This is a genomic window from Bradyrhizobium valentinum (genome assembly GCF_001440405.1).
Classification (GTDB): Bacteria; Pseudomonadota; Alphaproteobacteria; order Rhizobiales; family Xanthobacteraceae; genus Bradyrhizobium; species Bradyrhizobium valentinum.
In genome coordinates, this window is record NZ_LLXX01000023.1 from 28375 (window position 1) to 39717 (window position 11343).

Annotated in this window: 14 protein-coding genes; 7 read left to right on the plus strand and 7 right to left on the minus strand. The window is 63.0% G+C overall.

Going from position 1 to position 11343, the window contains the following annotated elements:
* Positions 1 to 1598 (plus strand): acyl-CoA synthetase (locus CP49_RS02720; protein ID WP_063791614.1); only part of this gene is annotated, 1598 nt, incomplete at its 5' end.
* Between the two features lie 161 nt (positions 1599 to 1759).
* On the opposite strand, the gene CP49_RS02725 is transcribed toward CP49_RS02720, so the two are convergent.
* Genes CP49_RS02725 through CP49_RS02735 form a run of 3 tightly spaced genes read right to left on the minus strand, consistent with a single transcriptional unit; the run spans position 1760 to position 3052 of the window.
* Positions 1760 to 2272 (minus strand): SRPBCC family protein, encoded by a 513-nt coding sequence (locus tag CP49_RS02725; protein WP_057848758.1) that lies wholly within the window; start codon positions 2270 to 2272, stop codon positions 1760 to 1762.
* A gap of 11 nt (positions 2273 to 2283) precedes the next feature.
* The gene (locus CP49_RS02730) at positions 2284 to 2745 is read right to left on the minus strand and encodes an SRPBCC family protein (protein WP_057848759.1); all 462 of its coding nucleotides are present in this window, start codon (positions 2743 to 2745) and stop codon (positions 2284 to 2286) included.
* Positions 2738 to 3052, minus strand: a complete 315-nt coding sequence (locus tag CP49_RS02735) for an ArsR/SmtB family transcription factor (RefSeq protein WP_057848760.1) — start codon at positions 3050 to 3052, stop codon at positions 2738 to 2740. The genes CP49_RS02730 and CP49_RS02735 overlap by 8 nt, the downstream gene beginning before the upstream one ends.
* A gap of 120 nt (positions 3053 to 3172) precedes the next feature.
* Between CP49_RS02735 and CP49_RS02740 the strand changes: the two genes are divergently transcribed.
* The 3 genes from CP49_RS02740 to CP49_RS02750 all read left to right on the plus strand — a co-directional run bounded on the left by CP49_RS02740 (position 3173) and on the right by CP49_RS02750 (position 5865).
* Positions 3173 to 4618 carry an LVIVD repeat-containing protein gene (locus CP49_RS02740; RefSeq protein WP_057848761.1) on the plus strand — a complete coding sequence of 482 codons (1446 nt, stop codon included), beginning with the start codon at positions 3173 to 3175 and terminating at the stop codon, positions 4616 to 4618.
* A gap of 11 nt (positions 4619 to 4629) precedes the next feature.
* A complete protein-coding gene (locus tag CP49_RS02745) occupies positions 4630 to 5184 on the plus strand; it encodes a hypothetical protein (RefSeq protein ID WP_057848762.1) in 555 nt (184 codons plus the stop codon).
* A 63-nt stretch (positions 5185 to 5247) separates the two neighbouring features.
* Positions 5248 to 5865: a LysE family translocator gene (locus tag CP49_RS02750; RefSeq protein WP_057848763.1), complete on the plus strand. Its 618-nt coding sequence runs from the start codon at positions 5248 to 5250 to the stop codon at positions 5863 to 5865.
* A 185-nt stretch (positions 5866 to 6050) separates the two neighbouring features.
* On the opposite strand, the gene CP49_RS02755 is transcribed toward CP49_RS02750, so the two are convergent.
* Positions 6051 to 6848, minus strand: coding sequence for an N-formylglutamate amidohydrolase (locus CP49_RS02755; RefSeq protein ID WP_156437988.1), 798 nt, complete (start codon positions 6846 to 6848; stop codon positions 6051 to 6053).
* 101 nt (positions 6849 to 6949) lie between these two features.
* Here CP49_RS02755 and CP49_RS02760 point away from each other — a divergent pair, with 101 nt between their 5' ends.
* Positions 6950 to 7858 carry a transglutaminase family protein gene (locus CP49_RS02760; protein ID WP_057848765.1) on the plus strand — a complete coding sequence of 303 codons (909 nt, stop codon included), beginning with the start codon at positions 6950 to 6952 and terminating at the stop codon, positions 7856 to 7858.
* Between the two features lie 106 nt (positions 7859 to 7964).
* Entirely contained in the window at positions 7965 to 8363 is a 399-nt protein-coding gene (locus tag CP49_RS02765) for a gamma-glutamylcyclotransferase family protein (RefSeq protein WP_057848766.1), read from the plus strand.
* On the opposite strand, the gene CP49_RS02770 is transcribed toward CP49_RS02765, so the two are convergent.
* The 3 genes from CP49_RS02770 to CP49_RS02780 form a co-directional block, all read right to left on the minus strand.
* Positions 8360 to 8926, minus strand: a complete 567-nt coding sequence (locus CP49_RS02770) for a chlorite dismutase family protein (protein ID WP_057848767.1) — start codon at positions 8924 to 8926, stop codon at positions 8360 to 8362. The genes CP49_RS02765 and CP49_RS02770 overlap by 4 nt on opposite strands.
* Positions 8927 to 9094: 168 nt before the next feature.
* Positions 9095 to 9334: a BrnA antitoxin family protein gene (locus CP49_RS02775; RefSeq protein WP_245310453.1), complete on the minus strand. Its 240-nt coding sequence runs from the start codon at positions 9332 to 9334 to the stop codon at positions 9095 to 9097.
* A 19-nt stretch (positions 9335 to 9353) separates the two neighbouring features.
* On the minus strand, positions 9354 to 9683 hold the full coding sequence (locus CP49_RS02780) for a BrnT family toxin (RefSeq protein WP_057848775.1): 330 nt from the start codon (positions 9681 to 9683) through the stop codon (positions 9354 to 9356).
* 299 nt (positions 9684 to 9982) lie between these two features.
* On the opposite strand from CP49_RS02780, the gene dnaG reads away from it, so the two are divergent.
* The coding region (dnaG, locus tag CP49_RS02785) for a DNA primase (RefSeq protein ID WP_057848769.1) at positions 9983 to 11343 on the plus strand (1361 nt) is incomplete at its 3' end.

Below are 11343 nucleotides of genomic sequence, written 5' to 3' on the forward strand. Positions count from 1 at the left end.
CCTCCACCTACGACGAGCTCTACCGCAATTTCCGCTGGGACATTCCCGAACGCTTCAACCTGGCGATCGCGTGTTGCGACCGCCATGCCGACGGCTCGGGCCGGCTGGCGCTTGTTTATGTCGACGAGGGCGGCGCCACCGCGCGCACCTCGTTCGACGAGATTGCAGAGCAGTCGCGTCGTTTCGCCAACGTGCTGAAGGCCGACGGTCTTAAGCGCGGCGATCGCGTCGCGGTGTTCCTGTCGCAGTCCCTGGAACTGCCGATCGCCCATTTTGCGGCGTTCCGCTCCGGCATGATCTCGATTCCACTATTCGCGCTGTTCGGCGAGGACGCGCTGGAATTCCGCCTGTCGAACTCCGAGGCCAAGGCTGTTATCACCGACGAGAGCGGCTGGGAGAAATTGGCGAAAATCCGCGATCGTCTTCCGGCGCTATCGAATGTCTACGTGATCGGCGATCGCGCGCCCGCCGGGACAAAGCCGTTCTGGTCACAGCTCAAGGCGGCGTCGCCGGATTTTGCGACCGTCGATACTTCGGCGGACGATCCTGCCCTGATCATCTACACTTCGGGCACCACGGGTAATCCCAAGGGCGCGCTGCATGCCCATCGCGTCGTGCTCGGCCATCTGCCGAATGTCGAGATGTGCCACAATTTTCTCCCCAAGCCGGGCGACCTGATGTGGACGCCGGCCGACTGGGCCTGGATCGGCGGGCTGATCAACGCCCTGTTGGCGTTCTGGTATCACGGCATTCCCCTGGTCGGGCACCGGGCGCGCAAATTCGAGCCGCAGGCGGCGATGGCGATGATGGCCGAGCTTGGCATCCGCAACACCTTCCTGCCGCCGACCGCGCTGAAGCTGATGCGGCAGGCCGGCGTGAAAAATACCGGCGTCAAGCTGCGCAGCATCTTTACCGGCGGCGAGTCGCTCGGCGGCGAGTTGCTGGGCTGGGTGCGCGAAACCTTCGGCATCGACGCGCATGAAGTATTCGGCCAGACCGAATGCAATCTCGTGATCGGCAGCAACTCGAACCTGTTTCCAATCCGGCCCGGCTCGATGGGCAAGGCGACGCCCGGCTTCGACGTCCGCATCGTCAACGACAAGGGCGAGGAGTTGCCGAGAGGCGAGCGCGGCATCATCGGCGTACGCCAGCCATGTCCGTGCACCATGATCGAATACTGGAAGAACCCGGAAGCGACCGCGAAGAAATACGCCGGCGAATTTTTGCTCACCGGCGATCTCGGCGTGCAGGATCAGGACGGCTATTTCTGGTACGTCAGCCGCGAGGACGACGTCATCACCACCGCCGGCTATCGCGTTGGCCCCTCCGAGATCGAGCATACGCTGATGAAGCATCCGGCGGTGGCGATGTCGGCGGTGGTCGGCATTCCCGATCCGATCCGTACCGAATCCATCAAGGCGTGGATCGTGCTGCGCCCGGGGTTTGCGGCGAGCGACGCGCTGGCGCGCGAGATCCAGGAATTCGTCAAGGTGCAACTCGCCGCCCACGAATACCCGCGCTTCGTGCAGTTCGCCGAGACGCTGCCGATGACGGCGACCGGCAAAGTGCTGCGGCGGGAGTTAAGGGCGTTGGGGTAGAGCGGGCCTTGTCGTCGTCGCAAACTCTCGCCGTCGTCCCTGCGAAGGCAGGGACCCATAACCACCGGCGGCAATTGTTTTGCACGCCAGTCGTTATCTTTCTTTTCCAGCAACATCGGCCGCGGCGTATGGGTCCCTGCGTTCGCAGGGACGACAATTGCCTACGGCGTTCCGATCCCCATTTCCTTCAGTGCGGCCAGCATCCGCTCCGGCGGCTGCATCTGGATCGTCAGTGCGTTGCCGGTTTCCAGGAGGCTCTTCAGGCTCGACAGGATCGCCGGCCAGCCGGTGCGGCCACCTGACAGGATATCGTCACTGATCTCGCGATCGTGCGACTGCAGCATCGTCAGCTTTACTGCGTCGCCCGCCTGCTCGATCTCGTAGGTGACGAGCGTCGGTCCGAGCTTTTCCACCAGCGCCGGCCAGTTGACGTTGAAGGTGACGGTGAGCTTCTTTGCGGGTTCGCATTCGATCACCTCGCCCGAAATATGCAGGGCGCCGTCAGGTGTGCGCATGATAAAGGCGCCGCCGATCCTCTGATCGACTTCGACCGCATGGCCGGAGAAATACTTTCGGCTGAACTCGGCGCTGGTCAGCGCCTCCCATACCTTCTCCGGCGTGGAAGCGATGTAGATGGTGTAGACAATGGCAGGCTTGAAGTTCTTGATGTTCATGACACGCCTCGTCAGTTTTCGTTTTTCCATCGCCGGCGTGTCATCGGCAATGATGCGCCGGTTTCCAGCATGGTTTTCAGGCTCGACAGCACCACCGGCCAGCCGCTGCTGATGTCGCGCAGGGACTCCGGATCGAGGTCGTCATGCACGACCGTCAGTTTTGTTGAGCCGAATTCATCCTCGATCGTGAACGTCACCCGCGACACCTTGTCGGGATCATCGGCATGCTCCGGGGGCGCCCAGCTCAGCACCAGCCGATGCGGCCGCTCGCTTTCGAGCACCGTGCCCACGACGTGAACCTGCGACGGGTCGTCATAGTCCTCATGCCGCCAACTCGCGCCAAGGCTCCAGTCCGATCTGTTGCGATGCCGGCTCCAGTAATCCTTCGTCATTTCCGGATCGATCAGGGCATCCCAGACCTTCTCGCACGGGGCCTGAATATAGATGACGTAGACGAATTCCGGCTTACTCATCACGCTTCTCCAATTGTCGTTTCAACTCGCTGAGCGCTGCGAGTTTCCCGCGCTCGAATTTCTTGATCCAGCGTTCGCCGATCTGATGGATCGGAACCGGATTGAGATAGTGCAGCTTCTCGCGGCCGTGCCTCAGCGTAGTGACGAGGTTGGCCGCTTCGAGAATCCCAAGGTGTTTTGTAACCGCCTGCCTTGTCATGGCGAGGCCGTCGCAGAGTTCGTTGAGCGTCTGTCCGTTTTTGGCGTGAAGCCGGTCCAGAAGCGAGCGCCGCGACGCATCGGCCAACGCTTTGAAGACTTCATCCATGGGCAAAAATATAGGCAACCAAATGGTTGCATGTCAAGAGCGTGTGTTGGGCGCGGACCACAGCCTGTGTTATCGTGCAACCAGCCAGCGCAGATTGGCCTTGAACAGTCGGGGTGGAACATGAGTGGTCGCCTCAAACTCGCAGCCTGTTTCTCGATTTACTTCCTCGCATGCGCAGGCATCGCTTCTGCGCAGCAACAGGTGATCGGGGGGGCGCCCGAAGCGCTCAACATGAAGCTGGTTGGAACCAGCGACCTGCAGGCGCGCAGCGCCTATCAGCCAACCATCCATCATCAGGGCGACCGCTGGATCGCCTATATCGGCCATCACGGCGGCAGCGATGAAATTCCAGCGCCGGTCAATCTGCAGACCGGCAAGGCCGAGCCGAACGGCACGTCGATCGTCGATGTCACCGATCCCTCGCAGCCCAGATATTTGCGCCATCTCCCAGGCCAGGAAGGCAAGTATGAAGCGGGCGGCGCGCAGATGGTGCGGATCTGTGACGGCAAAGCCCTGCCGAAGGGCGATCGCAATGCGGTCTACATGCTGCGGACGTTCGGCGGCGCGGCACATGAGATCTGGAACGTCGCCGATCCCGCCAATCCCGTGCTGGTCACGCGGATTGCGGGATTGAAGGACACGCACAAGAACTGGTGGGAGTGCGACACTGGGATTGCCTTCCTGGTATCGGGCGCGCCCGACTGGCGCACGCGCCGCATGACGCAGGTCTACGATCTCTCCGATCCCGCGCATCCGCAGAAGATCCGCGATTTCGGCTTGCCCGGCCAGGAGCCCGGCTCGACGGGTGCGGTGCCGACCGAGCTGCACGGGCCGATCTCGACGGGGCCTTCCGGCAACCGGGTCTATTTCGGATACGGCACCAACAAGGGCGGAATCCTGCAGATCGTCGATCGCGAGAAACTGCTTGATGGTCCCAGGGAGCCGACGCCGGACAATCTGCGCATCCCGGAAATCGCGCGGCTGACGATGTCGGCATTCAACGGCGCCCACACGGTGTTTCCGATGCCGGGCATGCCGATTGCAGAATTTGCGAAAGATAAGGACGGTCAGACTCGCGACATCGTCATGATCGTCAATGAGGCGATCCTGAACGAATGCAACGAGCCGCGACAGATGGTGTGGTTCGCCGACGTCACGGTCGAGAAGGCGCCGATGATGATCTCGAACTATACGGTGCCGGAGGCGAGCGGATCGTTCTGCTCGCGAGGCGGGCGGTTCGGCGCGCATTCCTCCAACGAGAGCATGGCACCGGTCTTCTACAAGAAGATGGCGTTCATCGCCTTCTTCAATGCGGGTGTGCGCGCGCTTGATATTGGCGATCCCTATCATCCGGTGGAAGTCGGCTATTTCATTCCGGCGATCACGGCGGCGACCGACAAGCGCTGCGTAAAGATCGACGGCCAGGATCGCTGCAAGGTCGCGATCCAGACCAACAACGTTGAAACCGACGAGCGCGGCTACATCTATATCGTCGACCGCGCCAATACCGGCCTGCACATTCTGGAACTGACCGGACCGGCGCGCGCCGTCGCAGGCATTCAGTGAGGACGCGCGCGATGCGTCGCTGGCCGGTCATTGCATTTGCGATCGTGGCGCTCAGCGCGTTGTCAGGCGCTGCGGCGTATCAGCATGCGGCACCGCGCCAGCACGAAGGAAATGGCGCGTGGCAGGAAATCGCCTGGCCGTTTCCCCGCGATGGTTGGCCGGCAGGAAAGGCGTTCCGCTGCGGCGTGGCGGCGTGCGGCGGCGAGGTGGAGCTTTATGTGCGGCCGAAGATGGGTTTCTGCAATTGCGACCGTGGCGTCACCGACGATGATGAGGTCGATCGCGTCGTCGATCTCGATCTGATGAGTGAGCATTTTGCTCCGCTGGCGCCGGGGCAGATGGTCCGGCTCGCCGACATGCCCGGACGGATCAGGGCCTATGACCTCAAAATGCCTAACGGTTCACCGCACACCGCGATCGGCGTCGCGGTCTCGCGCCGCTGCGATCTCCTCGTTGCGCTCGCACACGGCAGGGCCCACGCACGCGAGATGCAGCGCGCGGCGCTGGCGTTTCTGGCGACCAGCGAAATGACGCGCTGGATGACGGCTGCGATGGAAGGGCGGTAGCGCTTCCATCCAAATCCCTCACATGCATAATGACGCCAATCGCCCTCCCGCCGGAGCTTCAGCATGTCCCTTCAAGCCTATCTCGCCTTTGTCGTCGCCTGCATCGCGCTGGCGCTGTTGCCGGGTCCGGTGGTGACGCTTCTGATCGCCAACGGCCTGCGGCACGGCACCCGCGCGGCGCTGATCAATTGCGCCGGCGCGCAAACCGGCCTCGCGATCGTGATCGGCATCGTCGCGGTCGGCCTGACTTCGCTGATGGCGACCATGGGCTACTGGTTCGACTGGGTGCGCTTTGCAGGCGCGGCCTACCTGATCTGGCTCGGCATCAAGCTGATCCGTTCGCCGGTCGAAGGCGTCAACGCCGATGAACCGCCGCCCCCGCCGCGCGGCGGCTTCTTCCTGCAGGGATTTCTGGTGCTGCTCTCTAACCCCAAAGTGCTGGTGTTCTTCGGCGCGTTCATTCCGCAATTCATGGACATGGAGAAGGATCACCTTCCGCAGGTGGCGTTGCTCGGCATCACCTTCATGGTGATCGCCGCCTCGACCGACGCCGTCTACGCGTTATTGGCCGGCCGGGCGCGATTGTTCTTCTCCAAGCAGCGGACACGGCTGCTGTCGCGCATCTCCGGCGGCTTCATGATCGGCGGCGGCATCTGGCTGGCGCTGACGCGGGCCAAGTAGATCCGGACGGAGTGGCTCGTGCGGCATACTCGGTGGGCTCCCTCCCCCCTTGCGGGGGAGGGCGGGGGAGAGGGGTAGCCACACGCACTGCCGTTGCGGCTTACCCCTCTCCCTAGCCCTCCCCCGCAAGGGGGGAGGGAACGCACTTCGTCCGCGGCACGCAGCGCGGCACAAAGCAATTGCTGCTAAATCAACTGCCGTTCACGCAGCGTCACCTCGATCTCTCCGAGGATTCGCGCCAGCCGGTCGGCCCACGCCTGCTCACCCGCCTGATCCGAGATCAGGTCCTGGCGGATTTCGATCCCGGTAGTCATCAGCCCGCGCGCCTCGCCGTGCACGGGGATCGTGTAGTCGGTCTCGTCGCTGACCGCATAGGGCTCGTTGTCGCCGACCACGAGATCGCTCTCGGCGCGCAGCGATTGCAGGAGCAGCGGCGGCAGATGCGTGTCGCGGTGATAGAGCGTGCCGATGTGCCAGGGCCGCGCGATTCCGGCATAGATGGGCGTAAAGCTGTGCAGCGACACCAGCACCGTCGGCATATCAGCGCTGCCGCGCTGATCGATGATCTCGCCGATGCGCCGGTGGTAGGGGTCGAAGATCTGCGCGCGCCGTATCGCGGCGGCCTCGCGCGAAATGCCCTCATTGCCTGATATCGTGGTAGCCTCGCTGATGCGCGGGATCGAGCTTGCGACGTGGGGCGGGCGGTTGCAGTCGATGACGAGCCGCGAGTAGCGCTGCACGATCAGGTGGGCATCGAGATGTCTTGAGAGCAACTCCGCGACGCCGGCAATGCCGATGTCCCAGGCGATATGCCGCACCAGTTCGCTCTCGGGCAGGCCGAGATTGACGAGCGCGCGCGGGATCAGCCGTCCATAATGGTCGCAGGTCAACAGGAACGGCGACCGTCCCGCTGCGTTGAATTCGTGGACCGGAGGAACGTCTTCGGCGCTAAGGAGCAGGGCAGTATCGGTGGCGTCGTCCAAAGCATTTTCCTTCAAGCCGTGCCTATCGAAGCGGCATACCGATCTGGAATTGGGCAGGGGTGCGTCTGGATGATTGGTACAGAATCGATGATTGTTTGACGATGCCGCGCCTGACCATCCATCACAAGACCGTTTATCGCTATACGCGCCCGGTCGCTTTCGGCGAACATCGCGTCATGTTGCGGCCGCTGCCGGGACACGATCTGCGCATCCTCACCAGCCACCTCGCGATCGAGCCGCAGCCGATGCAGCTCCGCTGGATCCACGACGTGTTCGGCAACAGCGTTGCGATCGCGACCTTCGACGAGCGCGCCGATGCGCTCTCGTTCACCGCGACCGCCACCGTCGAGCACAATCCGGCGGAGGAGTTTGGGCTGACCGCCGACGACCCCGCCTATTTCTATCCGTTCCTCTACGATGACGAGGAATTCCCCGATCTCTTGCAATTCATCACGCCGCAATATGGCGATCCCAATGGCGAACTGTCGGCATGGGCGCGGAAATTTCTTGACGCGGAGGGGCCAACGCCGACTTTCAAGATCCTGAGCGGCTTGACGCATGGCATCCGCGAGGCCTTCAACTACCGCAAACGGTACGAGCAGGGCACTCAGCATCCGCTCGACACGCTGCAGACCGGCTCCGGGACCTGCCGGGACTATGCGCTGTTCATGATCGAGGCGCTGCGCCGGCTCGGCATCGCTGCGCGCTTCGTCTCCGGCTATGTCTTCATTCCCGGCGACAGCGCGCATGGCTATGTCGGCGGCGGCTCGACGCACGCCTGGGTGCAGGTCTATCTGCCGAGCGCCGGCTGGATCGAGTTCGATCCGACCAACGGCATCGTCGGCACCCGCGATCTGATCCGCGTCGCCGTGGCGCGCGACCCGCACCAGGCGATCCCGCTGCATGGCACTTATCTGGGCTCCCCGGACGCGTTCGCCGGGATGGAGGTCGACATCAACGTCGTTTCGGTCGGTGAAGCGAAGGCGGAGCAGACCGCGGAGAAGGTTTGACCATGACATTAGCGACGACTTGTCCGCCGTAGCTCGGGAGCGAAGCCGGAAGCGATCCATGTCCCCGCGTGTTGCTTCGCTTCGCTCGCAATGACATAGAAAGCCCATGATTTCAGATCGACTGTTCGTCTACGGCACGCTGATGCGCGGTTTCGACCATCCGATGGCGCAATTGTTGTCACGCAGCGCGGATTTTTTGGGGAACGCGACCTGCCGCGGCCGGCTCTATCTCATCAAGCATTATCCGGGGCTGGTGCTGTCGGATGAACCTGCCGACATCGTGTTCGGCGAATTGTACCGCCTGCGCGACCGCGACGCGCTGCTCGGCGAGCTCGACATGTATGAAGCCTGCGGCGCCGGCTTTCCGGAGCCGACCGAATATGTCCGCCGCATGCTGGCCGTGACGCAGGCGGACGGCGCGGAAGGCGAGGCGTGGACCTATATCTACAACTGGCCCGTCACCGGCCTGCCGCAGATCGCCTCGGGGAAGTTTTTGGAGAACTAACCGGCATCCAGCCGTTCGCGCTCCATCCTGATATCCACCTCGCGTTCGACATAACGCCATTCCTCGGTGGCGCGGAGCGTGCGGACCAGTTCTTCGAACTCGTCCGCATGCGCGGGCGCGTATTCGAACCAGGTCAGGAAGTCGAAGGGCTCGCCGAGATCGCGGCTGTGATAGAGCTGGCGGGCGATCGCCGGCAGATATTTCAGGCTGCTTGCGATGTGGTGCGACTTGTCCTCAAAGATCTGCCGCCGCTCCTCCTGCGTCAATTCCCACCACGCCGCCGATTTCTTGATCGGGATCAGCGCGGCATAGGTCGCCTCCGGCCGGCCGATCTCGGCGGGTGAGGCGTCAAGCTGTTTCTTTTCGGCGCGCTCGGCATAGCGCAGATGGCTGGCGACGCCGGCCAGGCGCCAGGAAGTCGGCGAGGGCATGATCGGCAGCGCGATCGTCAGCGAATGCACGACAGACAGGGCCGGCGTCGGCGAAAGCGACGCGCCCTTTACTGGCGCAAACCGCGTCACCCGCCACGCCCCGCTCCTGCCGCCCCGGAACACCGTGAACATGCTGACATGGAAGCGCGGAACGGGCGGGGATTCAAGCGCTGTCCGTCATTCCCCCGTGCGCAATTGCGCACCTAAGGATGCGCCCTCTTCGGCGCAGGCCCGGAATCCATACTCACGATGGTGCCTATGGAGGCCGGGCTCATCCTTCGGACGCCTCGAAATGGCGGGTCAGGCTCGCTTTTTCGGCTTGGCCCTTTGCTGCATATACGACCGCAGCACGGCATTGATCCGCCGCTGGTACCCGTCGCCTTCCTTCTTGAAGAATTCGAGCACGTCTTCATCAACGCGAATGGAGATCGCCTTTTTCCTGGCTGGCATCACCAGAACGGCGTCTGACCAGTCGATGTCCTTGAAGTCTGCCCAATCGGGATCATTGGCGATTGAAGCTTCGACTTCCTCGTCGGTCATCGCATCGACACGCGCCCAATCAGTCCTTCCCTTGCGCCGATCGCCCCATCGACGCGTTACGATACGCTCTTTTTTCATCCGGCCTCGGACGGCGCGCCGAAATAATTCTGATCAGGTCGTTTCGTCGGGTGAAAATCACCGACATGAGTCGATCATGAGATATTCCGATCGCGAGCCATCTCTCCTCGTTGTTGCGGGTTGATTTCCTGATAACGATCGGCCCATAGAAAACTTCGCTGGCGTCGTCGAAGGTAATGCCGTGTTTGACGAGGTTGGCGTCGCTCTTGACGTCGTCCCACTCGAAGCCGTTCGGAGCCAGAAGTTCGAAATCAGAATTGTCTTCGGCCATTGCGTCCCGCACTTTCGGAGTGATGAGATCATATTTCATCTCCCGCGTGTGCGGACCGCGGTGGATCGCTATTGTATATACAATCGTATTTCAATTGTCAACTCAGGCGAATCTTGCCGGTGACAATGCCCGCATAGTCGCGGAAAAATGGATTCCGGGCCCGTCCTTCGGACGCGCCGGAATGACGGATGGGGCTGTGAATAGCGGCGAGAAACCCGCCAGCCTTCGCCTTTTATCGGCCCGGCCCTATATCCATGATCGGTTGGCACGGCCCCACGATTCTGGCAGCTACCTGATCCATGCGCTTCACGCCCCAATTCCTCGACGAACTGCGCGCCCGGCTTCCGGTTTCGGAAGTCGTGGGCCGGCGCGTGAAGCTGAAGAAGGCGGGGCGGGAGTGGAAGGGGCTGTCGCCGTTCCAGCAGGAGAAGTCGCCGTCGTTCACGGTCAACGACCAGAAGGGCTTTTATCACGACTTCTCCTCCGGCAAGCACGGCGACATCATCTCGTTCCTGATGGAGACCGAGGGCGTCGGCTTCGCCGAGGCCGTCGAGCGGCTGGCGTCGATGGCCGGCATGGCGCTGCCGGCGGCGACCCCCGATGCCGCGCGCCACGAGCAGCGGCGCAAGACGCTTCACGATGTAATGGAACTCGCGGCAAAATTCTTTGCCGACACGCTGGCGTCGCGCAACGGCGCCAAGGCGCGCGGCTATCTCGGCGACCGCGGCATTTCGCCGGCGACCCAGCTGCAGTTTCGCCTCGGCTATGCGCCCCCCGATCGCTTCGCGCTGAAGGAGCATCTGGGCGCACAGGGCATTTCGACCGAGGACATGGTGGAGGCGGGACTGTTGATCGGCGGCGACGACATCCCCGTGCCTTACGACCGTTTCCGCGACCGCGTGATGTTTCCGATCACCGATTCCAGGGGCCGCGTCATCGCCTTCGGCGGCCGCGCGCTGGAAAAGGACGTTCCGGCCAAATATTTGAACTCGCCGGAAACGCCGCTGTTTCACAAGGGCGACAATCTCTACAACCTCGCCACCGCGCGGCAGGCCACGCATAATGGCAGCCCGCTGATCGTGGTCGAAGGCTATGTCGACGTCATCGCCATGGTCACCGCGGGCTTTGCCGGCGCCGTCGCGCCGCTCGGCACCGCGCTCACCGAAAACCAACTCGCGCTGCTCTGGAAGATGGCGGACGAGCCGATCCTTTGCTTCGACGGCGACCGCGCTGGACAGAAGGCCGCCTATCGCGCCGCCGATCTCGCGCTGCCGAATCTGTTGCCCGGCAAGAGCCTGCGCTTTGCATTGCTGCCGGAAGGGCAGGACCCCGACGATCTCGCCCGCACCGGCGGCCGCGTCGCGGTCGAGGAAGTGATCTCGGCGGCGCGTCCGCTCGCCGACATGATCTGGTCGCGCGAGATCGAGGGCGGCACCTTCGCCACGCCGGAGCGGCGCGCGGCGCTGGAAGCTAAAATCAACGAACTCAGTAACGGCATCCGCGACGAGGTCGTGCGCCGCTACTACCGCCAGGATCTGGCCGAGCGCCTGCAGCGCACCTTTGCACCCGACGCCGGGCGCGGCGGCTACGGCCGGGGCAATTTCCGTGGCGCCGGGCAGGGCGAATCACCCCGCCGTTTTGCCCCTCGCGGGACCTTCCC